Annotated in this window: 27 protein-coding genes; 10 read left to right on the top strand and 17 right to left on the bottom strand. The window is 62.2% G+C overall.

Translation table 11 applies throughout. From position 1 onward, the window contains the following. Positions 1-5: 5 nt before the first annotated feature. Both xseA and K3728_05640 read right to left on the bottom strand, forming a co-directional pair. Complete coding sequence (gene xseA, locus K3728_05645; protein UWQ96715.1) at positions 6-1,601, bottom strand: exodeoxyribonuclease VII large subunit; 1,596 nt, start codon at positions 1,599-1,601, stop codon at positions 6-8. A 3-nt stretch (positions 1,602-1,604) separates the two neighbouring features. Next, positions 1,605-2,399, bottom strand: coding sequence for a hypothetical protein (locus tag K3728_05640; protein ID UWQ96714.1), 795 nt, complete (start codon positions 2,397-2,399; stop codon positions 1,605-1,607). Positions 2,400-2,460: 61 nt separating this feature from the next. Between K3728_05640 and purD the strand changes: the two genes are divergently transcribed. Next, positions 2,461-3,723, top strand: a complete 1,263-nt coding sequence (gene purD, locus K3728_05635; protein ID UWQ96713.1) for a phosphoribosylamine--glycine ligase — start codon at positions 2,461-2,463, stop codon at positions 3,721-3,723. Between the two features lie 65 nt (positions 3,724-3,788). Here purD and K3728_05630 read toward each other — a convergent pair whose 3' ends face one another. Beyond that, positions 3,789-4,478, bottom strand: coding sequence for a D-lyxose/D-mannose family sugar isomerase (locus K3728_05630; GenBank protein ID UWQ96712.1), 690 nt, complete (start codon positions 4,476-4,478; stop codon positions 3,789-3,791). A 169-nt stretch (positions 4,479-4,647) separates the two neighbouring features. On the opposite strand from K3728_05630, the gene K3728_05625 reads away from it, so the two are divergent. After that, the gene (locus K3728_05625; protein UWQ96711.1) at positions 4,648-6,609 is read left to right on the top strand and encodes a cation:proton antiporter; all 1,962 of its coding nucleotides are present in this window, start codon (positions 4,648-4,650) and stop codon (positions 6,607-6,609) included. 126 nt (positions 6,610-6,735) lie between these two features. Here the strand turns inward: K3728_05625 and cobT are convergent, their stop codons facing one another. Continuing rightward, on the bottom strand, positions 6,736-7,749 hold the full coding sequence (gene cobT / locus K3728_05620) for a nicotinate-nucleotide--dimethylbenzimidazole phosphoribosyltransferase (protein ID UWQ96710.1): 1,014 nt from the start codon (positions 7,747-7,749) through the stop codon (positions 6,736-6,738). 83 nt (positions 7,750-7,832) lie between these two features. Between cobT and K3728_05615 the strand changes: the two genes are divergently transcribed. After that, positions 7,833-8,603 carry an adenosylcobinamide-GDP ribazoletransferase gene (locus tag K3728_05615; GenBank protein UWQ96709.1) on the top strand — a complete coding sequence of 257 codons (771 nt, stop codon included), beginning with the start codon at positions 7,833-7,835 and terminating at the stop codon, positions 8,601-8,603. 9 nt (positions 8,604-8,612) lie between these two features. Here the strand turns inward: K3728_05615 and K3728_05610 are convergent, their stop codons facing one another. The 6 genes from K3728_05610 to K3728_05585 form a co-directional block, all read right to left on the bottom strand. Then, entirely contained in the window at positions 8,613-8,885 is a 273-nt protein-coding gene (locus K3728_05610) for a glycine zipper 2TM domain-containing protein (protein UWQ96708.1), read from the bottom strand. A 198-nt stretch (positions 8,886-9,083) separates the two neighbouring features. Beyond that, positions 9,084-9,602: a CarD family transcriptional regulator gene (locus K3728_05605; protein ID UWQ96707.1), complete on the bottom strand. Its 519-nt coding sequence runs from the start codon at positions 9,600-9,602 to the stop codon at positions 9,084-9,086. Positions 9,603-9,925: 323 nt separating this feature from the next. Further along, complete coding sequence (locus K3728_05600; protein UWQ96706.1) at positions 9,926-10,261, bottom strand: ferredoxin family protein; 336 nt, start codon at positions 10,259-10,261, stop codon at positions 9,926-9,928. Positions 10,262-10,399: 138 nt separating this feature from the next. Next, positions 10,400-10,732 (bottom strand): RNA-binding S4 domain-containing protein, encoded by a 333-nt coding sequence (locus K3728_05595; GenBank protein UWQ96705.1) that lies wholly within the window; start codon positions 10,730-10,732, stop codon positions 10,400-10,402. A gap of 38 nt (positions 10,733-10,770) precedes the next feature. After that, positions 10,771-13,659 (bottom strand): disulfide oxidoreductase, encoded by a 2,889-nt coding sequence (locus K3728_05590; GenBank protein UWQ96704.1) that lies wholly within the window; start codon positions 13,657-13,659, stop codon positions 10,771-10,773. A gap of 27 nt (positions 13,660-13,686) precedes the next feature. After that, positions 13,687-14,256, bottom strand: coding sequence for a hypothetical protein (locus K3728_05585; protein ID UWQ96703.1), 570 nt, complete (start codon positions 14,254-14,256; stop codon positions 13,687-13,689). A gap of 85 nt (positions 14,257-14,341) precedes the next feature. On the opposite strand from K3728_05585, the gene K3728_05580 reads away from it, so the two are divergent. Both K3728_05580 and K3728_05575 read left to right on the top strand, forming a co-directional pair. Then, complete coding sequence (locus K3728_05580; protein ID UWQ96702.1) at positions 14,342-14,641, top strand: SCP2 sterol-binding domain-containing protein; 300 nt, start codon at positions 14,342-14,344, stop codon at positions 14,639-14,641. A gap of 8 nt (positions 14,642-14,649) precedes the next feature. After that, positions 14,650-15,603, top strand: coding sequence for an alpha/beta hydrolase (locus K3728_05575; GenBank protein ID UWQ96701.1), 954 nt, complete (start codon positions 14,650-14,652; stop codon positions 15,601-15,603). Positions 15,604-16,040: 437 nt separating this feature from the next. Here K3728_05575 and K3728_05570 read toward each other — a convergent pair whose 3' ends face one another. Further along, positions 16,041-16,736 (bottom strand): ABC transporter ATP-binding protein, encoded by a 696-nt coding sequence (locus K3728_05570; protein ID UWQ96700.1) that lies wholly within the window; start codon positions 16,734-16,736, stop codon positions 16,041-16,043. Then, entirely contained in the window at positions 16,729-18,075 is a 1,347-nt protein-coding gene (locus K3728_05565) for an ABC transporter permease (protein ID UWQ96699.1), read from the bottom strand. Before K3728_05565 ends, K3728_05570 begins: the two co-directional genes overlap by 8 nt. 144 nt (positions 18,076-18,219) lie before the next feature. Between K3728_05565 and K3728_05560 the strand changes: the two genes are divergently transcribed. From K3728_05560 to K3728_05545, 4 genes are read left to right on the top strand one after another with little or no spacing between them, the layout of a single operon-like run. Then, positions 18,220-18,588, top strand: coding sequence for a VOC family protein (locus K3728_05560; GenBank protein UWQ96698.1), 369 nt, complete (start codon positions 18,220-18,222; stop codon positions 18,586-18,588). A 9-nt stretch (positions 18,589-18,597) separates the two neighbouring features. Next, positions 18,598-18,981, top strand: a complete 384-nt coding sequence (locus tag K3728_05555) for a VOC family protein (protein ID UWQ96697.1) — start codon at positions 18,598-18,600, stop codon at positions 18,979-18,981. A 57-nt stretch (positions 18,982-19,038) separates the two neighbouring features. Further along, on the top strand, positions 19,039-20,172 hold the full coding sequence (locus K3728_05550) for a beta-ketoacyl-ACP synthase III (GenBank protein UWQ96696.1): 1,134 nt from the start codon (positions 19,039-19,041) through the stop codon (positions 20,170-20,172). A 9-nt stretch (positions 20,173-20,181) separates the two neighbouring features. Then, entirely contained in the window at positions 20,182-21,105 is a 924-nt protein-coding gene (locus K3728_05545) for a hypothetical protein (GenBank protein ID UWQ96695.1), read from the top strand. Between the two features lie 5 nt (positions 21,106-21,110). Here the strand turns inward: K3728_05545 and K3728_05540 are convergent, their stop codons facing one another. Beyond that, a complete protein-coding gene (locus K3728_05540; protein ID UWQ96694.1) occupies positions 21,111-21,596 on the bottom strand; it encodes a hypothetical protein in 486 nt (161 codons plus the stop codon). 95 nt (positions 21,597-21,691) lie between these two features. On the opposite strand from K3728_05540, the gene K3728_05535 reads away from it, so the two are divergent. Next, complete coding sequence (locus K3728_05535; GenBank protein ID UWQ96693.1) at positions 21,692-22,282, top strand: thymidine kinase; 591 nt, start codon at positions 21,692-21,694, stop codon at positions 22,280-22,282. Between the two features lie 136 nt (positions 22,283-22,418). On the opposite strand, the gene K3728_05530 is transcribed toward K3728_05535, so the two are convergent. From K3728_05530 to K3728_05515, 4 genes are all read right to left on the bottom strand, one after another. Continuing rightward, positions 22,419-23,369: a D-glycerate dehydrogenase gene (locus K3728_05530; GenBank protein UWQ96692.1), complete on the bottom strand. Its 951-nt coding sequence runs from the start codon at positions 23,367-23,369 to the stop codon at positions 22,419-22,421. Then, positions 23,363-23,701, bottom strand: coding sequence for a tRNA-binding protein (locus K3728_05525; protein UWQ96691.1), 339 nt, complete (start codon positions 23,699-23,701; stop codon positions 23,363-23,365). Before K3728_05525 ends, K3728_05530 begins: the two co-directional genes overlap by 7 nt. 8 nt (positions 23,702-23,709) lie before the next feature. Next, the gene (gene proC / locus K3728_05520) at positions 23,710-24,519 is read right to left on the bottom strand and encodes a pyrroline-5-carboxylate reductase (GenBank protein UWQ96690.1); all 810 of its coding nucleotides are present in this window, start codon (positions 24,517-24,519) and stop codon (positions 23,710-23,712) included. 156 nt (positions 24,520-24,675) lie between these two features. Further along, complete coding sequence (locus K3728_05515; GenBank protein UWQ96689.1) at positions 24,676-25,179, bottom strand: YbjN domain-containing protein; 504 nt, start codon at positions 25,177-25,179, stop codon at positions 24,676-24,678. Positions 25,180-25,398: the final 219 nt, after the last annotated feature.

Genomic DNA, 25,398 nt, shown 5'->3' with positions numbered 1-25,398 from the left:
ACCGCTTAGAACAAACTACCCTGGCCGCCTTCGGGCGGCTTTGGTTTGCCCGTGCCCGACTTGGCGCCCGTCTTGCTGGTCTTCTTGGGTGCCGCCTTCGGCGTGGCCCCGGTGGGGGTGACACCAAGGCGGCCGTCGGCAAACTGGATTTCCATCGCTGCATGCCCCTCGGCCTGCGCCTTGGTGGTCAGCACGTCTTCGCCGGCACGGATCACCGCATAGCCGCGCCCCAGGGTTTCCTGATAGCCCAAGGTCCGGCGCAAGCGTTCCAAGCCGTCCAACGCCTCTCGACGGCGGATAACCGATTGCACTGCCGCTTGCGCAAAGCGCGTGCCGACGGCTGCCAACTGCTCCTCCATCTGCGATGTCCTCGCCGTTAATCTCTGCGGATCAAGGCGGGCGGCCAAACGGTCCAGATCGCGGCGACCCTGCCGGGCAACACCCGCCAAACGCGCAGGTGTCAGCCCAGCGGCGCGTTCGCCCAAAGCCAGCCGCTTGCGAGCCACGGCGCGATCCAGCGCCGGATCAAGGCGCGAAGACAACCTCTCCAACTGCGCTCGCGCATCTTTCGTGCGGCTCGCCAAGGCAGGCGCAAGGCGCAGGCTGGCCAAGTCGAGCCGTTGCCGCGCCGGTTCCATCAACGCCTCGGGCCGGGGCAAAGCGCGGCCAAGGTCGGTCAAACGCTGCTGGCGGGCGGTCAACGCCCCGGTGATGCCGCGGGTCAGAATACCCTCCTGCTGGCGCAACCAGTTGAGCATATCCATGCGCACCGGCACCGCCTTTTCCGCCGCCCCCGTGGGCGTGGGCGCGCGGTAGTCGGAGGCGTAGTCAATCAGCGTCGTGTCCGTCTCATGCCCCACGGCCGAGATCAACGGAATGGCGCTTTCCGCCGCTGCACGCACCACCGCTTCTTCGTTGAAGCCCCAAAGATCTTCGAGCGAGCCGCCGCCGCGCGCCACAATCAACAGGTCTGGCCTTGGCAACGCGCCGCCGGGCGTCAGGGCGTTGAAGCCCCGTATCGCATTGGCCACTTCCGGCGCACATTTCGGGCCCTGCACGGCAACCGGCCAGATCAGTACCTTGCGGGGAAACCTGTCGCGCAAACGGTGCAGAATATCGCGGATCACCGCGCCGGAAGGCGAGGTAACGACCCCGATCACCTCGGGCAGAAACGGCAGGCGTTGCTTGCGGGCGTCATCAAACAACCCCTCCGCCGCCAAGGCCTTGCGGCGCTTTTCCAGCATCGCCATCAACGCGCCCGCCCCTGCGGGTTGCAGATCGTCGATCACCAGCTGGTACTTCGATTGGCCGGGGAAAGTCGTGAGCCGGCCGGTGGCTATAACCTCCATCCCCTCCTCCGGCTGATGGGTCAACCGCGAGGCGACACCCTTCCACACGACCGAGGCCAGAACGCTACGATCATCCTTCAAATCCAGATAGATATGGCCCGAGCGCGGCAGCGATAGCCGCCCCACCTCGCCGCGCACACGCACATGGGAAAACGCGCCTTCCACGGTGCGTTTGACCGCGCCGGACAGCTCGCTGACGGTGAATTCCGGGGAATTGCCGTTCCCGCTATCGTCGTCGATCAGATCATTCATCGCCTAGTCTCCGCATCCGCCGCACCCGCCGCCGTCACTACCACTATCCCCGTCGCCGTCACCATCAAACAGCGTGGCCCAGAACCCGCGCCCGCTGCTATGTTTGTCGCTGCTACTATGAGAGCGGCCACTGCCGGAGCTATCATCGCTCGATGTCTCAATATAGCTGCCGTCGTCCCCCTGCTTGGGTCGCCGCTTTCGCCGACCATTGGGCCGCGCCAATAGGGCGGACAGCGCGAAGGCCACGACCATGATAACCGCGTAGACCACCCAATGGGTGTCAGGCCGCACGACCCACAAAACAAGGCAGCCGGCAATGGCGATGAAGATCAGCCCGCCATCGGCGCCTCCGGTCTCGTCCCTCAGCAACTGCCGCCTTGGTCTGCGCTTTGTCGCGTCTTCGCGGCCCCAAATGTCCCTTGGCGGCTCTCCCCCGAACTCGGCTTCATAAAGCGCCTTGGTCGCGGCGAACTGGTCGCGATAACGCGGCATTTCCTCGTCGCCCGCGCAGGGTTGGTGGTGGATGGGCTTGCCGATCACGTTGGGGCAGAAATCCTCCCAATAATCGCGGGTGTAGGTCAGATGCAGGTGCCATGCGGCATCCACCGTCTGGCTCGGCGTGACTTGCCTTGGGCTGACTTGGGTGAGGTAGAGGAACCGGCGATACTCTTCGATCACGCGCAAGGTAAAGGGGCGTGACCAGCCCTGCGCGCGGGCCAGCTTGACCGAGTAAGGCGCACTTCCCGGCCCGTCGAAGGTGTGGGCCTTTAGCCGCGTCCAAAGCTCTGGATTTCGCATGGTTGTGCCCTCCCCGCTTGCTCTTTATGCCTAGGCCCAAGTTAGCAGAAGGGGCACGACGTTGAACATCCTTATCCTTGGCTCCGGTGGCCGTGAACATAGCCTTGCTTGGGCGGTATTGCAGAACCCGAAATGCGACCGCCTGATTGTCGCGCCCGGAAACGCGGGGATCGCGCAAATCGCAGATTGTGCAAGTCTTGATGTGGATAACCCCAGCGCCGTGACCGAGTTCGCCGTGGAAAACTCCATTGATTTCGTGATCGTAGGCCCTGAAGCGCCGCTTGCGGCGGGGGTTGTGGATATGTTGAGGAATGCGGGAATTCTGGCATTCGGTCCCACCGCGGCGGCAGCGCAGTTGGAGGCCTCAAAGACCTTCACCAAGGAAGTTTGCGATGCAGCCTCGGCCCCCACGGCGGCTTGGGCACGCTTCACGCAACCCGAACCCGCGCGGGACTACATCCGCCAACAAGGCGCGCCGATCGTGGTGAAGGCCGACGGGTTGGCCGCGGGAAAAGGCGTTGTCGTCGCCATGACCGAGGATGAGGCGCTGGCCGCCATTGATCATATGTTCGACGGTGCCTTCGGCGGCGCGGGCGCAGAAGTGGTGATTGAAGAATTTATGGACGGCGAAGAGGCCTCGTATTTCATCCTGTGCGATGGTGAAACTTGCCTGCCCATCGGCACCGCCCAAGACCACAAACGCGCCTTCGATGGCGACAAAGGCCCCAACACCGGCGGCATGGGGGCCTATTCCCCCGCCCCCGTGCTGACCGACGAGATCGCGCAAACGGCGTTGGATCAGATCATCAAGCCAACCATGACCGAAATGACCCGGCGCGGCACCCCCTATACCGGCGTGCTTTATGCGGGCCTGATGATCAAAGATGGCCAGCCAAGGTTGGTGGAATATAACGCCCGTTTTGGCGACCCCGAATGCCAAGTGCTGATGATGCGGTTGGGCGGCCAAGCGCTCGATCTGATGCTGGCCTGTGCCGAGGCGCGTCTGGCCGATGCCCAGGTAAACTGGGCCGATGATCACGCGATTACCGTTGTCATGGCCGCACAGGGTTATCCCGGAAGCTACGATAAAGGCAGCGTTATCAATGGGCTGGACGGCCTGCCCGAAACATCATCAGAAATGGTGTTCCATGCGGGAACTACGGCGAAAGACGGTCAGATCACCGCCACGGGCGGGCGGGTTTTGAACATCACGGCCCGCGGCAACACTCTGCAAGAGGCCCGCAACCAAGCCTACGCGATGGCCGACCGGGTCGATTGGTCCGAGGGCTTTTACCGCACGGATATCGGCTGGCGCGCGTTGTAGACCGGGCTTCAGCCCGGGGCGCCCCCACCTGTCCCGGGCCAAAAGGCCCGGTCTACGGCTCAGCTTCAGCCTTGCAGCCATTCCTCGTAGTCAGAGACCAGCAAATGCGTCGGGGCGACGTCTTCCTCGATCGCCGAGAAGCGCCCAATCGGCTCGCGGAACCAGTTATCGGTATCGTCGTTGTTCACGGTCGAGACCTCTCCGATCAGCACGTCACCGCCCTCGCCCCAGAACTTATGCCAGTCGCCGGGCATCAGCGTGACGCTTTCACCGGGGGCAAACAGCAAGACCTCACCCGCCTTGAACTTCCGCTCAATCCCGTCGCACATTACCACGCCGCCAGCGTCGGGATCGAACGAGCCGTCAGGGGCCGAGCCGTTCATTTCAATGGCCATCGTGGCGCCGCCACGATTGATGATGTCTTCCGCCTTCAGGTAATGGCGATGCATGGGGCTGATCTGATCTTGCTTTGAAATCAACAGCTTCTCGGCATAACACATGCCGCCACCCGCTTGCAGATCGCTTAGCCGGCCGTTGCGCAGTGTAAACAGGAACAGGCCCAATTCGTCGTAGTTGCCCTGCCCATAATCGGTGATGTCCCAGCCCAAACGGCTGTCGATCACCGCCTTGGCAACATCGGCATTGGCGCGCATTTCTTCGGGGGACCAATAGGCAAACGGCGGCAGGGAGAACCCAAAAGAGCGCATGAACGCATCGGCTTCGGCCATAATCTCGTTAATTTCGGATCGTTTCATCGGGTCCTCCAAACCTGTTAGCGCTAAATGCGACATTTTCGGGCATCAAGACAAGCCCAACCTCGATAGATCGCGCCGAATTTGCGCGCGATCAGGAGTTTGCCGCCTCGCGGTTCGCCGCCATTGCCGCTACACTTGGGTCAACCGAACTCTCTCCCGCGATGGGCCCATGGAAGAAACCCTTCTTCAGATTACCATCTACCTTGGCGCAATGCTGATTGCAGTGCCAATTTCGATCCGCTTCGGCCTTGGCTCTGTCCTTGGCTATCTTCTAGCGGGCATCGCCATTGGCCCGGTGCTTGGCCTTGTCGGGTCCGAGACCGAAGATCTCCAGCATTACGCGGAATTTGGCGTCGTACTCATGCTGTTCCTGATCGGGCTGGAGCTAGAACCGCGAGCCCTTTGGGGGATGCGAAAGCGGCTCATCGGCCTTGGGGGCAGCCAGATCTTGCTCTCGGTTTTGGTGCTGACCGGAGGGGCTTGGGCCTTTGGAATTGCGGGGCCACTGGCCTTGGCCATCGGCATTACGCTTGCTTTAAGTTCGACGGCTATCGTGCTGACAACGCTATCAGAAAAAGGATTGATGCAGACTGCGGGCGGACGCGGCGCATTTTCGGTTCTGTTAACCCAGGACATCGCCGTGATTCCCGCCCTAGCGCTACTGCCGCTTCTGGCGACCGCCTCTCTGGTGCGGTTCAATGAAGACGGCTCCATCGAGCGGGTCGCGGAGGAGGCCCACGCCTCCCTCTCATTGGTCGATGGACTGCCCGCTTGGGGCGTCACGCTGGTGACCTTGGCGGCGGTTGCGGCGGTGATCCTTGCCGGGCGTTACCTGTCGCCTTTTGTGTTCCGGGTCATCCACAACGCCAAGCTGCGAGAGCTTTATACAGCCGCCGCCTTGGCCTTTGTGGTGGGCATCGCGGTGCTGATGATCCTTGTGGGCCTGTCCCCCGCCCTTGGCGCGTTCCTGGCAGGGGTGGTCTTGGCAAACTCGGAATTCAAGCACGAGTTGGAGGCCGACCTAGAGCCGTTCAAAGGCCTATTACTGGGGTTGTTCTTCATCACCGTGGGGGCGGGCATTAACTTTCTCACCCTTTTCACCAACCCCTTCCTGATTATCGGACTGACCCTTCTGGTCATGTTGGTTAAGGGCCTGATCCTCTACGCCATCGCCTGGGGCGCAAGAATGCGGGGGCGGGATCGGTGGTTGTTCAGTCTGGGCCTCGCACAGGCCGGAGAGTTCGGCTTCGTTCTTGTGGCCTTCGGCGTGTCGCAAGCGGTCTTCCCCGCCCCTATCGCCGAAATCCTGCTGCTGGTGGTCGCCCTATCTATGCTTCTGACACCGCTGAGTTTTATTCTGTACGATAAGATCGGCGCCCACCTTGGGGACACGTCCGAGGCCGCGCCCGAGCACGACGACATCGATGACGCCGCCGAGATCATCATCGCGGGGATTGGGCGTTTTGGGCAATCGGTGAACCGGATGGTGCGGGCATCGGGGTTCAAGACGGTAGTGCTGGATTCCAACCTGGAGACGATCCAACTCATGCGCCGCTTTGGGTTCAAAAGCTTCTACGGCGACCCCACCCGACCCGAGTTGCTGAAAGCTGCAGGGCTCGATACGGCGCGGGTGTTCGTGATCTGCGTGGACGGCAAGCAGACCTCCGTTAACCTTGTGCGCTACGCCAAACGCCACCGGCCCGACATCTCGGTCGTGGCCCGGGCCCATGATCTGCTGCATGTCTATGAGCTGTATGAGGCAGGCGCCGATCATATCGTGCGCGAAGTGTTCGACAGCTCGCTCCGCGCAGCGCGGTATGTGTTGGAGGATATGGGCCTGACAGACTACGAGGCCCACGCCATGGAGATGGCCTTCTATCGCCACGACCGCCACAACCTGCGGGCGTTGGCCGAAGTCTGGAAGCCCGGCGTGCCGGTGTCGGAAAACGAAGACTACATGCGCCTGACGAGAGAGATGACAGATAATCTGGAAAGCGCGATCCTGACGCAACTGGACGAAATGGAAGACGAAGCCCAGGGCACGCGCACCCCCACCCGCGCACGGGGCGATGTGGGGGCTTTGTCCGGCTTCAGCCGCAAGCCCACCGGTCCCGGAGGGACGAAGCGGTAGGGTGTGGGGAAGCGGTAAGATGCGTGACTCAATCCCGACGGTGCCTGTGGCGGGGGCGGGATTGAGTTGTATTTGCCAAGATGAAGGGGAGGCCGCGTGGCCCTCTGAGAAGATTGGGGGGCGGGGTTAGCCCCCGGCCACGCCAGCCTCGGCGAAGGTGGCCATGCCGGAATGGCAGGCAATGGCGCCGCGCAGGATTTGGATGGCAAGCGCCGCGCCGGAGCCTTCGCCGAGGCGGAGGTCCAAGTTGAGCAGGGGCGCTTTGTTGAGGTGTTTGAGCATGGTACCATGCGCCTGTTCCGCGGAGCCATGGCCTGAGACGGCGTGATCAAGCGCACCGGGCACGGCTTGGGCCAGCGTCGCGGCGGCGGCGGTGCAGATGAAACCATCAAGAATGACTGGGATATGCAGGATGCGGGCATGGGCGATGGCGCCCGCCATAGCGGCCACTTCGCGCCCCCCCAAGCAGCGCAGGGCTTGCAGGGGATCATTGGCGGCCTGAGGGTTTGCGCTGAGGCCTTCGGCCACCACTTTGGACTTCAGGGCGACGCCTGCATCGTCAACGCCGGTGCCTCGGCCTGTCCAATCCTCGGGCGCGCCACCAAAAAGCGCATGGGCGATGGCGGCGGCAGAAGTGGTGTTACCGATGCCCATTTCGCCGACGACAAGAAGATCTGAGGCGGAATCAACGGCATTCCAACCGGTGTTGATGGCGACCATCACCTCGGCCTCGGACATGGCGGGGCCTTGGGTGAAGTCGGCGGTGGGGGTGTCGAGGTCAATCGGGTGAACGGACATTGTTGCCCCGGCCAGGGCGGAGAGTTGGTTAATCGCCGCGCCGCCATGGGCGAAGTTGGCGACCATTTGCACCGTGACCTCAGGGGGGAAGGCACTGACGCCACGGGCCGCCACGCCGTGGTTGCCGGCGAAGACAAGCACTTGCGGCGCGGAGATCTGCGGGCGGGCGTCTCCGCGCCATGACGCGTACCAAAGCGCAAGATCCTCCAGCCGTCCGAGAGCGCCGGGGGGCTTGGTGAGCTGACCGTTGCGCTCCTGCGCGGCAGCGAGGGCGGCCGTGTCGGGGCCAGTGGCGGCGGCGAGGGCCGCGTGGAATTCGGCAAGTGTGGTAGGGGATGTCATCAATCGGCTCTCTTGCGTGGCAGTGTCGGGTTGATATGTAGCGGATTACGCCGCCCGCGCCCTGCGGCAGAAAGGTCCAATTCATGCCAAAAACCGACACGGTCCCTGCCCCCCTGACATTCGAGCCGCGCGATGTGATCCGAGCGGCGCAGCTGCTGACCCGTGTGCCCGTGCCCGGCGGCGATGGCACGCGCGCGGCCGAGGCCGCTTGGGCCTGGCCATTGGTGGGGGCCATGGTGGCTTTGGTGCAAGTAGTGGTGGGGATCGTCGCCCTGGCCATCGGCCTACCGGCAAGCGTTGCAGCGGGGCTGGCGATAGCGACCGGGATGCTGTTGATCGGCGGGTTGCACGAGGATGGCTTGGCCGATTGCGCCGATGGGTTTTGGGGCGGGATGACCCGGGACCGGCGGCTCGACATATTGAAGGACAGTCGTATCGGGGCCTACGGGGTCTTGGCGCTCATCGTGGCGATTGGTCTGCGATGGGCGCTATTCGCGGCCCTGCTGGCGGTGGCCCCTTTGGCATTAGTTGCCGGAGCAATGCTGAGCCGCGCCGCCATGGCGCTGGTCATGGCACGCCTGCCCTTTGCCCGCGAAGGCGGCTTGGCGGCCCATGTGGGACGGCCTCCCATGGGGGCGGTATGGCTCGGGGGGGTATGCGCTCTGGGGGTGGCAATCATCGCCACGGGATTTATCGCAGGCATCGTCGCCGGATGGGCTGCGGCTTGCGCGACGGGCATCGTGGCTTGGGTTGCCCACAGAAAAATCGGCGGACAAACCGGGGATGTGTTGGGCGCGACGCAGGTTCTGGCAGAGCTTGCCGCCCTGATGGCCTGCGTCGCGCTGTTGAGCTAAGCGCTCAGATCAGCAAGGCGCGACGTAGTATGTGCCGTCGCCGTTGGAATAGGCGCACTGACCGGTCTGTGTGTTACGTGCAACCTGCGTACCGATTGCGGCACCGGCAAGGGTCGCACCAACGGTCCAGGCAGGGTTGGCATCAAACGCAGATGCAACCAGAAGGCCCGCGCCTGCGCCGCCGACGAGGCCAAGGTTGGAACGGTCCTGTGGGGACAGCGGCTGGCAAGCGGTGATTGCAGTTGCAGCGACCAGAAGCACGGGGGCGATGAACTTTTTCATAAGGGGTCTTCCTTTCAAAGAGAGGGTGGTTCCCAGATTTGGAACCCATCCCGATGTTAACGCAATGCGTCCGTCATAGGTTCCAATACCACAAAGAAAAACCCGCCGCGAGGTCGCGACGGGTCAGGTTTTCCGTAGTCAGGCCTTAACCCCTTGGATTTGAGCGGTCTTCCGCCCACCCCCAATGACGTTTCGCGATCAGGCGGCGGCGACGCGCTTGGACAGAACGTCGACCAATTGTGCGCCAGCGCCCGCTTCGTCGATGCCCTTCACGACAGCCAATTCGCGGGTCAAACGCTCCAGCGCGGCTTCATAAAGCTGACGCTCGGAATAGCTTTGCTCGCGCTGATCGTCGGCGCGGTGCAAGTCGCGCACCACTTCGGCAATGGCGATCAGATCGCCCGAGTTGATCTTCTGCTCGTATTCCTGCGCCCGGCGCGACCACATCGCGCGCTTCACGCGGGCCTTCCCCTTCAGGGTTTCCAGCGCTTTGGACACAACCGCAGGGTCCGACAACGGGCGCATGCCCACTTCGGTGGCCTTGGCGGTGGGAACGCGCAGGGTCATCTTGTCCTTCTCGAACGAGATCACGAACAGTTCCAGATTAAGCCCGGCGACTTCTTGCTCTTCGATCTTGATGATCTGGCCCACGCCATGGGCGGGATAGACGACGTAATCGTTAGGGCTGAAGTCGAGCGTTTTGCGGGCTTTTGTCATGCGATATTCCTTACTCAAGGCCCTTGCGGGCTGGGGAGCCTTGACCCAATCGGGCTAGGGCAGTCGTCAAAAAATCTGGCGGAACGCTCGATCGGTGAAAATCGGCGCTTTCCGTCAGAGCAATGTTTCGGTCGGCTGATATAAACGCAGCCATTCTGGCCTGCGTCGGCGGTCAGTCACATCTCTTCCTTCAAGGAATATAGCACGAATCGGGCCACATTTAAAGCGTGCCGCGGTGCAGCGCCCGTAAAGCCCTTAAAAATCTGGGGGTTCGGGCGAAGGTCAGCGACCCTCACCCATCGCTGAATCGAGCGAATCGGGGCTTAGCCGCCCTCTCCGGGTTTCTCCGAGAACAGCTCCATCTTGCCGGGCTTGCCGTCCATCTCTTCGGCGTTGGGCAATTGGTCTTTCTTGGTGATGATGACCGGCCACATCTCGGAATACTTGCGGTTGAACTCCACCCATTTGTCCATGTCCGGCTCTGTATCGGGGCGGATCGCGTCGGCGGGGCACTCGGGTTCGCAGACGCCGCAGTCGATGCATTCGTCGGGGTGGATCACCAGCATATTCTCGCCCTCATAGAAGCAATCCACCGGGCAGACTTCGACGCAGTCGGTGTATTTGCAGGCGATGCAGGCATCGTTGACGATATAGGTCATGGGCGGGCTTTCGGCGGTTAGGTCGGCGTTAACTGCGGGTCTGCTAAGGCAGAGGTCAAGGGGATGCAACGCGGCGGGATGCCACTTCACAAAAATGTGGCGCTAGCTATGGCGTTTTGCGGCGCTTTCCAAGGTGTCTTAAGGGTCTTCGTCGCGGAAAGCATCCATATCGCGGCGGTCTTTCTTGGTGGGTCGGGGACCGACGCGCGGGGCGATCGGCTCGGCCTCTGGAGTCATATCCGTATAAAGTGTCTGCGCTTCGGTGGCGGGACCGCGTCGCTTGGCCAACGCCTCGATTTTCACGATGCGGATTTGGCGACCCTGGGCAAAGGTCAGCACATCGCCCGGCGTCACCTGGGTCGAGGTTTTAGTAACCTTGGCCGTGTTCACCCGCACATGCCCGTCCGAGACTTGGCGGGCGGCAAGGCTCCGGGTCTTGAAGAACCGGGCCTGCCACAGCCATTTGTCCAAGCGGTCTTTCGGCGCGGGGCCGTTTTGGGCCGCCTCGGTTATGACTTGTCTTTCAACGCTGCAAGAACCGCGAAGGGGTTATCGGGGTCCACCTTGTTGGATTTCTCGGGACGGGCCGAATAGGTCTTGGGCTTGTCTTCGCGCGGCGGACGATTGCCGCCCTTGCCTTGGCCACGATGCTTGCCCGGCGCGCCTTTGCCAGAGGGACGCTTGCCGCCCCGGTCGTTGCGCTTGCCTTGCCCACCTTCCGAACGACCACCCTGCTCGCCGTCATTCCGACGGGGGCGGGCGTTACCGCGCCCACGGGGGGCCCAAGTGAAGGTGTAGTATACTTCCATCTCGGCAGGCGTTTCGGCTGGCGCTTGGTCTGGCTTCTCTGCCTCTTCGAGGCCCGTTGGCGCTTCAACGCCACCAAGATCGCTGGCAAGATCCTCATCCATCGTTTCGGGCGCGTGCGTCGCCGCAGGCTCGCTCTCAGCCCCTGTTGTCGCAGGCGCTTCCTCGGCTGACGCCTCCTCAGCGGGTTTGGCCTCCGCCGCTGGCGCGGCTTTCACCTTGGCGCGCTCCGCGCGTTCACCCTTATAGCCCAAACCGCCCATCAGGTCGGCGAATTGTTCCAACGTCAGCCCCGAAATCGAGAGCATATCGGGATTGGCTTCAAACCCGGCACGGCTGTTTTCGGTGCGTAGCATATCGGCCAGACGCTCCAGCATATCCACACGGATCGCGCGGCTGCCGGCCTCGAAATAGCCTGCCATCGTGGCGTGGCCCTTGGGCGCATCGGGCACCGTGGGGATCGTCACCAAGCCCGGAGGCGGGCTGTCGGGGAACATATCGAAATCTTGCGACAGACCCCAAAGAACCAAGCGCAACCGGGTCGGCGCGGGCTTCAACAGAAGCGGCAGGAAGATCGTGTATTGGCCAAAACGCACGCCATGCTTGCGCAGGAGGCTGCGGGATTCCTGATCCAACGCTTTGATATCGTCGGCAATCTCTCCGCGCGGTACGATACCGAACCCTTCCAGAAGTTGGAACGCGACGCCGCGGGCAAGGCCGGTCACGGCCTCATCGCGCGACATCGCCAGAAGCGGCTCGAACTGTGCCGCAATGCGACGGTCGATGAAATGCTGCAAGCGGCGCTGGACCTTTTGCACAACCTCGGCGCCGGCGTCTTCGTCAACGAAAGCCTCGGCCACAGGTTTCAGGGCCTCGGCCCCTTTCACCAGCTTACCCACCGCCATGTCGCCCCACATCAGGCCACCTTGCTCGGTCAGGTCAAATTCGGTGTCCGGCGCATTATACATGCGGTCGGCCCGCAGATGGAACTCGGGCCGCAGGGCCGCCATCGCAGCGCTTTGCAGCGTCTTCGCCTCATCGGCGGTAGCGGTTTCATCCATGCGGAAGCGGAAGCCCTCAATACGGCCAAGGACTTGGCCCTCGACGCTGACTTCACCATTCTCGTTCACTTCGGCCACAAGGCTCTCCCTCTGCTTCAATCGCCGGAGGAGCACACTCGTCCGCCGATCGACAAATCTAAGCGTCAGCGCGTTGTGTAACGCATCCGACAGGCGGTCTTCTACGGCACGAGTCGCCCCGCGCCAATGGCTTTCATCGTCAACCCACCCCGTGCGCTGCGCCACATAGGTCCATGTGCGGATATATGCCAGACGTTTCGACAGGGTATCGATGTCCCCCTCGGGGCGGTCAATCCGCTTCACCTGACGGGCCAGCCAATCGTCGGGGACGCGGCGCTTGTCGTGCAGAAACTCGAATATCCGGCCCAGAAGATCGGCGTGCTCGGCGTGGCTGATGCCCCGGAAATCGGGGATATTGCAGACATCCCACAACAGTTTCACAGCGCGCGCGTCGCCCAGACGTTGCGCAATGTCGGGCCTTGCGATCAGGGTCTTGAGCGCTTGAACGTCGTCCGCCTCCCGCGCGCGGGTCAGCCAGTCGTCATCGGTGCGCTGTTCAAGACTAGCCACCAAGCGCTCGGCGCTGCCGAATTCGAGGTCAGAATTGCGCCACATCAGTTTGCGCACAGGCGCGAAACGGTGGTTCATGATTGCGTCGGCCAGACCGTCATCCAGCGGCGGCGCTTCGCCCGTCACCCCAAAGCTGCCGTCTTGGGTGTGCCGCCCTGCCCGGCCCGCGATCTGGGCAAGCTCATTCGGCCAAAGCTCCCGCATCTTGCGGCCATCAAACTTGCGTAACCCACTGAACGCGACATGTTTGATATCAAGGTTCAGGCCCATCCCGATCGCATCGGTCGCCACCAAAACATCCACGTCGCCGTTCTGATATAACTCCACCTGCGCGTTGCGCGTCCTTGGGGATAACGCCCCCATCACAACCGCGGCCCCGCCCTTCTGGCGGCGCAAAAGCTCTGCCGTGGCATATAGATTTTCAACCGAAAACCCCACAATGGCCGAGCGCCCGGGCATTCGACTTATCTTTTTAGAACCTGCATACACAAGCTGTGAAAAACGTTCCCGATGCATGAATTCGCAATGGGGGACCAGCTCCGCGATGGCATCTCGCATGGTGCCCGCGCCCATAAACAGGGTCTCGTGCAGGCCACGCGCGTGCAGCAAACGGTCCGTAAAGACATGGCCCCTTTCGGGGTCGGCGCAAAGCTGGATCTCATCAATCGCCAGAAAATCCGCGCCGTTGCCCGTGGGCATCGCCTCCACGGTGCAGACCCAATAGGCCGCACGCGGTGGCACGATCCTTTCTTCTCCCGTGACCAAAGCCACGACCGATGGCCCCTTCAGCGCCACGACCTTATCGTAAACTTCCCGCGCCAAAAGTCGCAGCGGCAGACCGATCACGCCGGTCCGATGGGCCAGCATCCGTTCTATCGCATAATGGGTTTTGCCAGTGTTCGTCGGGCCAAGGATGGCCGCAATTCGGGATGGAGCGCGCACGTCAAATTCCTCTGGACCGGGCGCCTGTTACAGCGCCTCGCCTTCAAGCTGCACTCGCAACCCGTCCAGCAACCGCTGGATGTCGGGTTGATTGGGATGAAGCGCATGAGCCGCTTCATAAGCGGCCAGCGCCCCGTCGATATTGCCCATGTCCTGCAACATGACGCCAAGACCGGTCAGCGCTCCGAAATGGCGCGGCTCCAGCGCCAAGACACGCTGGATATCGGCAATGGCCGGGCCAAACATCTGTTGCTCAAAGAACATCGTGGCGCGGGCGTTCCACCCTTCGGCAAATTCCGGCGCATGGTCGGTCAGTGCGGTCAGATGATCGTAGGCGGCGGCGTAATCCTCGGCCTCCATCGCGGCCAGGCCCCGGCGCAGCAAGTAATCCGCGCTGGCCGAGCCGGACAATTGCCAGCGCTCATACAGGTCAGCCTCCACCACATCCCAATTGCGCAACTCCGGGTCGGCAAGCCGATCGAGGAAGTCATCCGCCGTCGATTGCGCCATCCCGATCGAGGGCGTCAGCGCAACTGCGGAAATCCCGCAGAAAAGTGCCGCTACGGCGGCGTTGATGATGGGTCGCGGAATCGTCATGGTCAAAACGTAGCATTCCTTGCGGGCAATACTAGATCAAGTTGACAGTTTCGTGCAGGGATAGGGAAACAAGGGGACAGGTTCCATGAGCAATGCAATTATCGACGCCGCTGTCGCGGCCCTGAGCGCCAAGATGGAAGGCGCTGACTTCGACAGTACAGCAAAGTTCGTGATCGAAGGCGAAGGCGCTTTGATCGTGGACGGCACAAGCGTCCGCGCCGCAGACGACAGCGACGAGGCAGAAGTCACCCTCTCCGCCGATGCCGATGTTTTCCAAGACATCATGTCCGGTGATCTGAACGCCACTGCGGCCTTCATGTCCGGCAAACTGACACTTGACGGTGACATGGGCACCGCCATGAAACTCGGCTCCGCGTTAAGCTAATGCGCGACATGCCCGTCCCCACCCAAACGCCCCCCCCTTCCGAGGCGCCGTTCTTCGACGCCGTGGCCGAAGGGCCCGCAGGCGTGAAAGCGTGGTGGGTGACGGCGCGTGACGGCACACGGTTGCGCATGGGCGTTTGGCCCCAAGGCACCCGCGGCACGGTTCTGATGTTTCCGGGCCGCACCGAGTATATTGAGAAATATGGCCGACTTGCCAGTGACTTAGCGGCTCAGGGCTACGGCATGGTCGCCTTCGATTGGCGCGGCCAGGGCCTGGCCGACCGCCCCGCCCATCGCCGTGACATGGGCCATGTGCTCAGCTTTGACGAATACCGCCAGGACGTCGCCGCCTTCCTGGAAGCGCTCGCGCCCATGGACCTGCCGCAACCTTGGTTCCTGATCGGCCACTCCATGGGCGGCTGCATCGGCCTTCGCGCCCTCTACGATGGCCTCCCCGTTTCGGCTGCGGCCTTCACCGGGCCGATGTGGGGCCTGCAAATGTCGCCCCTGCTCAAAACCCTGTCGCCCGCGATCATGGCCCTCTCCGGCCCCTTGGGCTTTGGCAAAACCTTCGCGCCGACGACAGGCCCTTGGGCGCCATTGGTGTTTGAAAACAATACGCTAACGACCGACCGTGACCAGTTTGACTATATGTCCCGTCAAACCGATACCCACCCCGATCTGGCTTTGGGTGGCCCCTCCCTCACGTGGGTGAAGGCCGCAATTCAGGAAACCTCGGCCCTGATGGCAATGCCCGCACTGGACCTGCCCACGCTCTCCATCGTCGGCACCGGAGAGAGGGTCGTCGATATCGACGCCGTCAAAACGCGCATGGCCAGCTGGCCCAACGGCAGTTACCTCAGCATCGACGGTGGCGAGCACGAAGTGCTGATGGAATCGGCGGACCGCCGCGCGCCCTCCATTGACGCCATCCTCTCCCTCTTTGCCCAAGCCGCGCCCTGACCCACCGCGCGCACCTGCGCCGTTTCGCGCAACACCCGGCCAAACCACCCTATACATCCTTCCGATAGCTATCACCGCATGGGGCTCCTCAGCCCTGCGCAACTGCACAGGCATCGGCCGCGTCACCCCAGACCGCCCCCTCATTGGGCGCAGGTGATACCGGCCCAGACCAACGCGCTTTGATCTGCCTTTCGGGTAACGCCGAAAGGTTACTCCTGCCGTCTCCAAGCGGCGCCGCTTACCCCAGCCCACCCCAACTACCGGGCGCAGATACCACCCCGAGCAGCCTCAAACACCCCGCCGCCAACGCGCGCGACCGGGCCCCTTCCTCGTTCTTGAAATATCCCGGGGGAGCCCTGTTTTTGCCTGCAAAATCAGGGTGGGGGCAGCGCCCCCCACGCGGCATCAGCCGCGCATAAAAATCACTTAATCCCACCTCACGCAGGAACGAGAATTCCATCTTCCAGCCGCAAGACCCGGTCCATGCGCCCGGCCAACTCGTGGTTGTGGGTCGCAATCAACGCCGAAAGCCCCGTGCCCCGCACGAGGTCCATCAACACGTCAAACACCGTGTCCGAGGTCGCCGGGTCCAGATTTCCCGTCGGCTCATCGGCCAGCATCAACGCGGGCGCATTGGCCAAGGATCGACAAAACGCGACGCGCTGCTGCTCCCCGCCCGATAGTTCTCCCGGGCGGTGGCCCGCCCGCGCGCCCATGCCGACGCGCGTCAGCAAATCCAGGGCCCTCGCCTCCGCCTCCGCGCCGTTCACCCCGTGGGCCAACTGCGGCAGCACGATGTTTTCCACCGCCGAGAACTCCGGCAACAGATGGTGGAACTGATACACAAACCCCACCTGCCCGCGCCGCGCCGTTGTCCGCGCCCGGTCCGACGCGCCGGTGACCACCTGCCCGCCAATTTCAACCCGTCCCGCATCGGCGCTATCGAGCAGCCCTGCGATTTGCAGAAGCGTGGATTTCCCCGCCCCCGATGGCGCGATAAGCCCCACGATCTCTCCGCGCTCAATCCGGGCCGAGGCGCCGCGTAGCACGTTTATCTCATTGGGTTTACCGTGGTTATACGCCTTCTCGATCCCATCCAGGATCAACGCCGGAGCGCTCACACCATCACTCATAACGCAGCGCCTCCACCGGGTTCATCCGGGCCGCTCTGCGCGCCGGAAAGATCGTCACCACAAAGCTCAACCCCAGCGACAGCGCCATGGCGGTCAGCACGTCGCCGCCCTCCAACCGTGCAGGCAAGGCCGAGATCATGCGCACCGACGGGTCCCAAACGCCGCCGCCTGCCACGTAGTTCACGAAGCTGAAAATCGGGTCGATCCAGATCGCAAAGGCGCAACCCAGCGCCACGCCCGCGATGGTTCCCGCCACGCCAATGGCTGATCCGCAGATGAAGAACACCCGCAGGATGCTTCCCTCGCTCAACCCGATGGTGCGCAAAATGCCGATGTCTCGGGACTTGTTTTTCACCAACATAATCAAGCCCGACACGATGTTCATCGTCGCAATCAGCACCAGGATCGAGAGGATGATGAACATGATATTGTCCTCCATCTGCAACGCCCTCAGAAACGCGCCCGAGCTGTCCTCCCACGTCCAAATCTGAATATCCCCGCCCGCTTGCAACAGCGGCAAGACGTATTGCGAAATCTGCTCTGGCTCGGCCACGGTCACCTGCACCTCATCGGCCACGCCATCACGGTTGAAGTAGGTCTGCGCTTCCTCGAACGGCAGATAGACCCGCGTGCGGTCAATGTCCCAACGGCCCACTTGGAAAATGTAAACGACCTCATAGGTGCTGACTCGTGGAGAGGTCCCAAACGGCGTGCGCGCCCCGTCGGGCGAGATCAGGCGAATGCGGTCGCCCACATTGGCCCCCAACTCCCTTGCCACGCCCGACCCGATGGCAATCCCCGGCCCGCCGGGCATCGGCAAAGCGCCCTCCACCTCTGGGGTGATCTGGGTTTCCTCGCCGAAATTGCTCAGCAATCCTTGGCGGTATTCCGGCTCTGCCACCAAGGGGATCAGCGCCAAATCCTCGGGCGCGATGCCGATGACTTCCACGGCAGAATTGCGCCCCCGATAGCTTGAGAGGACCTGCCCCCGCACGACCGCCGCCGCATGGGTGACGCCGTCTACGCCGCGCACCGCTTCGGCCACCGCGTCGTAGTCTTCCAAGGACCGTTCCAGCCGCCCCGCATCGGTCATTTCCGCGATGTCATAGACCGCCACATGGGGGTTCGCTCCCAGAATCGTGCCGACGAATTCGTGCCGGAACCCGGCCCGCACCGACAGCGTGGCGATCAAAGCCATCACCGCCAAGGCGATGCCGATGAAGCTGATCCACGTCATCGCGGACACGCCCCCATCGGTGCGCCGCGCGCGCAAATAGCGCCATGCGATCAGGAACTCGAACCCGGCAAACGGGCCGGGAGGTCTGGGAGGGGAGGCCATGCTGCTCAACCTTCTGAATATTTGGCGCTCAAGGTGGCTATTCCGGGCCTCAAGTCAACCGCAGCGCGGCCCCATAGGCGGGCTTCCCCGTTGCACCACGCCCCGTTTCCCGTAACCTGAAACTATTACAATAGGAGATAAGCCATGAAAATCGGAGCATTTTCCGTATCCCTATCGGTGAAAGATTTAGCCGCTTCACAAGCGTTTTACGAGACCCTCGGGTTTTCGCCTATGGGCGGCGACGCGAACCACGGCTACCTGATTATGAAAAACGGCGAGACGTTGATCGGCCTGTTTCAAGGCATGTTTGAAGGCAACATGCTGACCTTCAACCCCGGTTGGGATCAGAACGCGCAGCCTGTGGATGACTTCGACGATGTCCGCGCGATCAAGCAGATCGTCGCCGACGCCGGGCATCCGATCGAGCAGGAACTAGGCGGCGGTGATGGTCCGGCCAGCTTCGTCACCCGTGATCCCGATGGCAATGTCATCTTGATTGACCAGCATAGGTAAGGGACCGCAATGATTGACCATTCCGGCATCAGCACTTCGGATTTCGCCGCCGCCAAGGCGTTCTATTCCGCCGCCCTCGCACCCCTTGGATCGTCCTATCTATTTACCGTCCCGGCCGAGCATACCGGCGGCGTCGAGGTCGGCGGGTTCGGCCAAGACCGCCCGCAATTCTGGATCAACCAAGGCCCCGCGCAGGTCCCGCCCCTGCATTTCGCCTTCACCGCGCAATCGCGCGCGCAGGTCGATGCGTTCCACAAAGCCGCCCTTGCGGCGGGCGGCACCTGCAACGGCCCACCCGGCCTGCGGCCCCATTATCACCCTGATTACTACGGCGCGTTCGTGCTGGACCTTGACGGCAACAACATCGAAGCCGTCTGCCACGCCCCCGCGTAAACCTTGACGACGCGGCACCTTAGGGGCCAAGAAAACAGACCGGATCGGGAGAGCGACATGTTTGAGCCAGCCATCACAGGGTCAGGGGTTTTCACCCCGGAGTTAAGCATTTCCAATGACGAACTCGTCGTGGCCTTCAACGCCTACGCCGACCGTTGGAACGCGCAAAACGCCGATGCCATTGCTTCGGGCGACGTCACCGCGATGGCCCATTCCTCCAGCGACTTCATTCTTGCAGCCTCGGGCATCGAGAGCCGCTATGTACTTGATAAGTCTGGCCTTCTAGATCCGGAGGTTATGCACCCTTGGCTGCCCGCGCGCGAAGATGATGCACCCGGCGCAATGGCGGAAATGGGCGTAGATGCCTGCCAGAAGGCGCTGGATATGGCGGGCGTTGCGGCGGCAGATGTGGATCTGGTGATCTGCGCCGCCTCTAACCACGAACGCGCCTACCCCGCGATTGCGATTGAAATTCAACAGCTTCTGGGCACCGGCGGCTTCGGCTTCGACATGAACGTCGCCTGTTCCTCGGCCACGTTTGGGATACAGGCCGCCGCCGATATGATCCGCTCAGGCTCCATCAAACGGGCGCTGGTGGTGAACCCCGAGATATGCTCCGCCCATCTGGAATGGCGCGACCGCGATTGTCACTTCATCTTCGGCGATGTGGCCACCGCCGTGCTGATCGAGCGGTCCGACCTTGCCACCGGCAGCTACTTCGCCATCAAGTCCACCCGCTGCGCCACCGAGTTTTCCAACAACATCCGCAACAATAACGGCTTCCTGCGCCGCACCCGCGAAGGCCAGATGGAAGACCGTCGCGACATGCAGTTCATGCAGAATGGGCGCAAAGTGTTTAAGGAAGTGTTACCGATGGTCTCGAAACATATCGCCGAGCATATGGAGGCCGAAGGCGTCGCCGCAGATGATCTGAAGCGGTTATGGCTGCATCAGGCCAACAAAACGATGAATGATTACATCGGCAAAAAGGTTCTGGGCCGGGTGCCGGAGGACGGCGAGCAGCCCAATATTCTGCAAGATTACGCCAACACCTCTTCTGCCGGATCGATCATCGCTTTCGCTAAATATTCCAAAGACATGGAAGCGGGCGACACGGGCCTGATCTGTTCGTTCGGGGCGGGCTATTCGGTGGGTTCGGTGATCTTGCAGAAGGTCGCAGCCGCGGGCTAAAGGGGCGTCATGGGCTTCTCGACCACCAAAGATCGGACCTTCGCGGTTTATGACAAAGTGTCAGGCTGGATCGCCCGTCGTCCGGCCCCGATCCGGCGCGCGGCTTACGGCGTTTTCGGCGGCATTTTATGGGTCGCCTACGCGCTTCCCGGCAACCTTGTGCGCCCCACGATGAAGGCGCTGGCCCGCCACGCAGGCCGAACATCCCCCGCCAGAATGTTCCGCGGCTTCGTGCGCAAATTCATCGCCGGCACCGATATGACGGAACAGGTGCGCCACGGTTTCGGCACGACGCTCAACGGGGCGTTAACCATTCCCGACAAGGAGCGGCTCGACGCCTATCTGGCCCATGGCGGCCTCTTTCTGGCGCTGCCGCATCTGCACGCCTCTCTCGCCATGACGCGCTGTTTAGCGCAGTCCTACGACATTCTGGCCGTCGTCAGCCTGACCCGAAACGCCAACCGGGCCGAAGCGCAGAAGGCGCTTTATGCTCAGGTCGATGGTGATTTTCTGGACGCCCGCAACGAGGAACCGGCCAAGGTGGCGCGCAGCATCCTGAAAGCGTTGAAGGCCGGAAAGATCGTGGTCGGCACGGTGGACCGCATTCAGGAAGCGCCGCAAACCGCCTACGACAAGGAAAAAGACGTGGTCCGGGTCGAGGCGTTTGGCCAGCCCGTGGGTTACGGCGGCTGGCCCACACGCTTTGCCGCCAAGGCGGGCGCGCCGCTGGTTCCGGCCATGGTGACCCAAGACGCGGGCGGCGGCATTTCCTTGATCCTGGGGGAGGCCACTGTGCCCACGGGCGACGTGCAGGAAGCCACGCAAGCCTGGGTTTCTGAGCTGGAAAGGTTGGTTAAGGCACACCCCGAAGAATGGGCCTTTTCGCTGGACAAGCATTGGTCGCGGGTCGTGCAGGCCGCCCCGCCGGAGTAGCGCGATCAGGCGCGGCTGTCGGCCTCTAGGCGCAGCTTCATCTCTACCAGAACCTTTTGAAGTTCCAGCGTTTCTTCCAGCAAACGCCGGGTCTCATTCACCGAGATTACGCCGTCCTCGATGGATTGATGATACTCGGCCATCAGCACCGCGAACTTCTGGCTTAGCGCGATCACGTTGTTATTCACGCTGCCCATATTGTCGCCCCGCACCGCGTTGCGGCGGTCCGACCCGTAAGACATCTGCCCCCCGTTCAACTCGGCCAAAGCCGCCGTGACATGGGGAAAGCTCGACGCGGCCTCAAGCGCGGCCACGGCATCCACGGGCATGAAACGGTCGGCATGTTCATCGGATTCCGAGAAGTAGCGCCCCAACGTCGCCTTGGACCGCCCGGTCAATTCACACGCCGCCGCGTAGCCTACATCCTTGATCAAACGCTCGGTGTGGCGCTTCAGATATCCACGCGCCGTAATGTTGTCCGTATCACTCATACTCGTCCAATCCTTTTCGTCCCGTTAACAGAACCCGCTTTCAGGTCAACCGTCAACGTCTTGCCAGCGCTCGTGACTTGGGCCAAACCACGGGAATGGCCAAGCTTTATTTCAACTACTCCACCATGAACGCGGGCAAATCGACCCTGCTGTTGCAAGCCTCCTACAATTATATTGAACGGGGCATGCGAACCTATCTGTTAACCGCGAATTTCGACGATCGCGCGGGAATGGGCAAGATTGGATCGCGCATCGGGATCGAGGCCGAGGCAGACACCTACACCCAAGACGATGATTTGTTTGACAAGATCCAGGCGCGTCTGGAAACCGGCCCCTGCGCTTGCGTGCTGATCGACGAGGCCCAATGGATGACCCGTGAACAGGTCTGGCAACTGGCCCGCGCCGTGGATGATCTGGGCGTGCCGGTCATGGCCTACGGTTTGCGCGTCGATTTCAGGGGAGAGCTTTTCCCCGGTTCCGCCGCCCTTCTGGCGCTCGCCGACGAAATGCGAGAGGTCCGAACGATCTGCCACTGTGGCAAGAAAGCCAACATGGTGATCCGTGTAGACGAAAATGGTGACGCCGTGGCCGAAGGCGCGCAGATCGAGGTGGGCGGAAACGACCGCTACATCAGCCTGTGCCGCAAACATTTCCGCGAGGCGATTGGCGATGCACCGAGCCGTTAAGATCGGACTGAAAGCCCTGCCCTGGGTGGGGATGGCTGCATGGCCCGATGGGCCTACGACTCCGGCCCGGACAGCACCTGTGCGGGGAACTGAGAGAGCTGCGAGGAGAGCCTGAAAGGGCTCGACGAGGGGCGCGTTAAACGGCGTTGGGTGCAGCCCGGCCCTCAGCTACGGCAATCACGTTATCCAAGGCCATACGGCCCATATCTTCGCGCACTTCCAACGCCGCCGTGCCCAGATGCGGCAACAGCGTCACGTTTTCCATCGCCCGCAGGGCGTCGGGCACCAATGGCTCGTTCTCATAAACATCCAAGCCCGCGCCCGCGATGTCCCCGGCTTCCAGCGCGGCAATCAGCGAAGCCTCATCCACCACATCCCCACGAGAGATATTCACGAAAAGCGCGTGGGGCTGCATCGCCGCAAATTGCGCCGCCCCCATCAGGTGCCGCGTTTCCGCGCCGCCGGGCGTGGCCAGAACCACGACATCGGCCTGCGCCAAGGCATCCGCCATCGGCATTTGTTCTGCCGCGAAATCCATCTGCTTTTCAGACCGGTTCACATAGACGATCCGGCAACCGAACCCAAAGTGACAGCGCCGCGCAATCGCTTGCCCAATGCGCCCCATGCCGACAACGCACACGGTCTTGCCGCTAAAGTGCATCCCCAGCATTTGCACCGGATGCCACCCGTCCCAAGCGCCCGCGCGCACCATCCGCTCGCCCTCGCCCGCGCGCCGTGCCGTCATCAGGATCAACGTCAGGGCAATGTCGGCGGTGGCGTCTGTCACCGCGCCCGGCGTGTTGGAAACCGCCACGCCCGCGGCCGTCGCGGCATCCACGTCGATATGGTTATAGCCCACCCCGAAATTCGCCAGCACCTTGGCGCGGGGCGTTCCGGCGGCCTCAAAAGCGGGGGCCTGAAAGGCATCCCCAAGGCTTGGCAGGATCAAGTCGTAATCGCGCAGCGCCGCCACGCATTCGGCGTGATCCATCGGTTGCGTCGTCGTCCGGCAGGTCACGTCAAACCGTGCTTGCGCGTCGGCCATGACGCTTTCAGGCAAGCGGCGGGAAATCAGTAGGCTCAGCAAAGGCGCTCTCCATTCGAGACGGCTTGGTCCGGCCCCACCAACACAATGCCGCCGTCCGCGTCATGGAGACCAAGGATCAGCACTTCCGAGCGTACCGGCCCGATCTGGCGCGGAGGAAAGTTCACCACCCCCATGACCTGTTTGCCCACAAGGCTTTCCGGCGTGTAGTGAGCCGTGATCTGGGCCGAAGATTTCTTCTCGCCAATCTCGGCCCCGAAATCGACCCAAAGCTTGATCGCGGGTTTGCGCGCTTCGGGGAAATCTTCGGCACGGATGATGGTGCCGACGCGGATATCGACGGCCATGAAGTCGTCAAAGCTGATCTCGCTCATCGGGTCGCTCACTTGCGCAATTCGCGCGACCGATGGGTCGCGGCGGCTACGGTTTTGCGTATCAAAGGGGCCAAGCCGCCTTCGCCCATCAACACCTCGAGCCCGGCCTGGGTCGTGCCATTGGGAGATGTCACATTGATCCGTAATTGTTCGGGTGTTTCAGCGGCTTGCTCTGCCAAGGCCCCAGCGCCTGCAACGGTGGCTTTCGCCAATTGCATCGCCAGTTCCGCCGGCAGACCTTCGGCGCGGGCGGCAGCGGCGAGCGTATCAATCATGTAGAAGATATATGCAGGCCCAGAGCCCGAAATCCCCGTGACCGCATCAATCTGGCTCTCGCTCGTCAAACGCACCACCTGCCCGATGGCCAGCAGCATGGCTTCGGCCATATCCAGGTCGTCCGGCGTCGTTTCAGAATTACCCACAATTGCCGTGATGCCCTTGCCCACCGCAGCGGGCGTGTTCGGCATGGAGCGGACGACCCGCGTGCCCGCCCCGAAGGCTTGCTCATAAACCTGAATGGTCGTGCCCGCCGCCACCGACAAAATCAGCGTCTCGCCGCCGCCAAACCGCGCCACTTGCGGCAAGGCTTCCTGCATCATCTGAGGCTTCACCGCGATCATCAAAACCGCGGGGCTTTCTGGCAAATCCCCGTTGATCGAGACGCCCGTGCCTTGCAGCCACTCGGACGGATTAGGATCGATGATGTGGACAGCCTCGGCCGACAGACCCTCCGCCAGCCAACCCTGCAACATCGCAGAGCCCATTTTGCCACAGCCAAGCATCACCAGCCCACGGCTGTTAATCTGTGTGATATCCATTAAACGCATCCCCCAAGGCACCAAATGGGTGCCTGTAACAGCGCCTAGAATGCCAGTGTCCAAAGGGCAGGAAAAGGGGCGCGGGTGACGCGCGCGGGAAGTGTTGCTTAAACGTTCCGCCTGTGCGGCCAGAGCGTGGCGGGCACGCCGTTAAGCCTAGGCGCGGCCGTAGGTTTCGGCGATTGCGACTTCCATCGCCTGCTCGGGCGTGTTGTCGGACCACAGCGCCAATTGGAACGCGGGGTAATAGCGCTCCGAGGCCACAACGGCGGCCTCCACCATGCAAGCGATCTGATCGGCCGAGGCCAATTGCTCGCCCGCCAACACAAGGCCGTAGCGGTAAACCATTAGTTTTTGCGAGGCCCAATAGGTAAACGCGCCCGCCCAACAGCGATCGTTCACAAGGTTCATCGCCTCGTAGAGTTTCGGCATGGTGCCTTCGGGCGGCTCCATATCGAAGGTGCAGATCATCCGCAGCGTTTCGTCGTAAGAGGACCACGCCAAGGTGATCGAGTAACTGCGCCACTGCCCTTCGATCGACATCGCGATCTGATCGTCCGCGATGCGGTCGAAGTCCCATGCGTGATGGGCGGCCAAAGTTTCCACAATATCAATGGGGTGCAACTCATCGAAATCGACGTATTGTTCAGCGTGCGACATAGCCCCAAACCCCTTCAGGTCGGCAGCCGCCGTGCCATTGGTAGTTCCTACCTAATTGGCCACGACGGCTTGGTGTCTTTCCTAGGGCTTGGCTGCTCGGCCTCTATCCCTACGAAATATGGTGATCCTTCGAGGACTCCCTGTAAAGAAGTATTTTTGTTGAGGAAATAGGGGCGAGTCGCGAATTCTGCGGTTAACCACAAGATATTGTGATTTTGT

The sequence above is a fragment of the Rhodobacteraceae bacterium M385 genome, assembly GCA_025141835.1.
Taxonomy (GTDB): domain Bacteria; phylum Pseudomonadota; class Alphaproteobacteria; order Rhodobacterales; family Rhodobacteraceae; genus Gymnodinialimonas.
This window is presented reverse-complemented; position numbering and strand designations above follow the sequence as displayed.

What these genes read in the sequence shown, in the direction of transcription:
- xseA (UWQ96715.1), bottom strand. Translation starts at nt 1,601, where the DNA reads ATGAATGATCTGATCGACGACGATAGCGGGAACGGCAATTCCCCGGAA.
- K3728_05640 (UWQ96714.1), bottom strand. Translation starts at nt 2,399, where the DNA reads ATGCGAAATCCAGAGCTTTGGACGCGGCTAAAGGCCCACACCTTCGAC.
- K3728_05630 (UWQ96712.1), bottom strand. Translation starts at nt 4,478, where the DNA reads ATGAAACGATCCGAAATTAACGAGATTATGGCCGAAGCCGATGCGTTC.
- K3728_05625 (UWQ96711.1), top strand. Translation starts at nt 4,648, where the DNA reads ATGGAAGAAACCCTTCTTCAGATTACCATCTACCTTGGCGCAATGCTG.
- cobT (UWQ96710.1), bottom strand. Translation starts at nt 7,749, where the DNA reads ATGACATCCCCTACCACACTTGCCGAATTCCACGCGGCCCTCGCCGCC.
- K3728_05615 (UWQ96709.1), top strand. Translation starts at nt 7,833, where the DNA reads ATGCCAAAAACCGACACGGTCCCTGCCCCCCTGACATTCGAGCCGCGC.
- K3728_05610 (UWQ96708.1), bottom strand. Translation starts at nt 8,885, where the DNA reads ATGAAAAAGTTCATCGCCCCCGTGCTTCTGGTCGCTGCAACTGCAATC.
- K3728_05605 (UWQ96707.1), bottom strand. Translation starts at nt 9,602, where the DNA reads ATGACAAAAGCCCGCAAAACGCTCGACTTCAGCCCTAACGATTACGTC.
- K3728_05600 (UWQ96706.1), bottom strand. Translation starts at nt 10,261, where the DNA reads ATGACCTATATCGTCAACGATGCCTGCATCGCCTGCAAATACACCGAC.
- K3728_05585 (UWQ96703.1), bottom strand. Translation starts at nt 14,256, where the DNA reads ATGACGATTCCGCGACCCATCATCAACGCCGCCGTAGCGGCACTTTTC.
- K3728_05580 (UWQ96702.1), top strand. Translation starts at nt 14,342, where the DNA reads ATGAGCAATGCAATTATCGACGCCGCTGTCGCGGCCCTGAGCGCCAAG.
- K3728_05575 (UWQ96701.1), top strand. Translation starts at nt 14,650, where the DNA reads ATGCCCGTCCCCACCCAAACGCCCCCCCCTTCCGAGGCGCCGTTCTTC.
- K3728_05570 (UWQ96700.1), bottom strand. Translation starts at nt 16,736, where the DNA reads ATGAGTGATGGTGTGAGCGCTCCGGCGTTGATCCTGGATGGGATCGAG.
- K3728_05565 (UWQ96699.1), bottom strand. Translation starts at nt 18,075, where the DNA reads ATGGCCTCCCCTCCCAGACCTCCCGGCCCGTTTGCCGGGTTCGAGTTC.
- K3728_05560 (UWQ96698.1), top strand. Translation starts at nt 18,220, where the DNA reads ATGAAAATCGGAGCATTTTCCGTATCCCTATCGGTGAAAGATTTAGCC.
- K3728_05555 (UWQ96697.1), top strand. Translation starts at nt 18,598, where the DNA reads ATGATTGACCATTCCGGCATCAGCACTTCGGATTTCGCCGCCGCCAAG.
- K3728_05550 (UWQ96696.1), top strand. Translation starts at nt 19,039, where the DNA reads ATGTTTGAGCCAGCCATCACAGGGTCAGGGGTTTTCACCCCGGAGTTA.
- K3728_05545 (UWQ96695.1), top strand. Translation starts at nt 20,182, where the DNA reads ATGGGCTTCTCGACCACCAAAGATCGGACCTTCGCGGTTTATGACAAA.
- K3728_05540 (UWQ96694.1), bottom strand. Translation starts at nt 21,596, where the DNA reads ATGAGTGATACGGACAACATTACGGCGCGTGGATATCTGAAGCGCCAC.
- K3728_05535 (UWQ96693.1), top strand. Translation starts at nt 21,692, where the DNA reads ATGGCCAAGCTTTATTTCAACTACTCCACCATGAACGCGGGCAAATCG.
- K3728_05525 (UWQ96691.1), bottom strand. Translation starts at nt 23,701, where the DNA reads ATGAGCGAGATCAGCTTTGACGACTTCATGGCCGTCGATATCCGCGTC.
- proC (UWQ96690.1), bottom strand. Translation starts at nt 24,519, where the DNA reads ATGGATATCACACAGATTAACAGCCGTGGGCTGGTGATGCTTGGCTGT.
- K3728_05515 (UWQ96689.1), bottom strand. Translation starts at nt 25,179, where the DNA reads ATGTCGCACGCTGAACAATACGTCGATTTCGATGAGTTGCACCCCATT.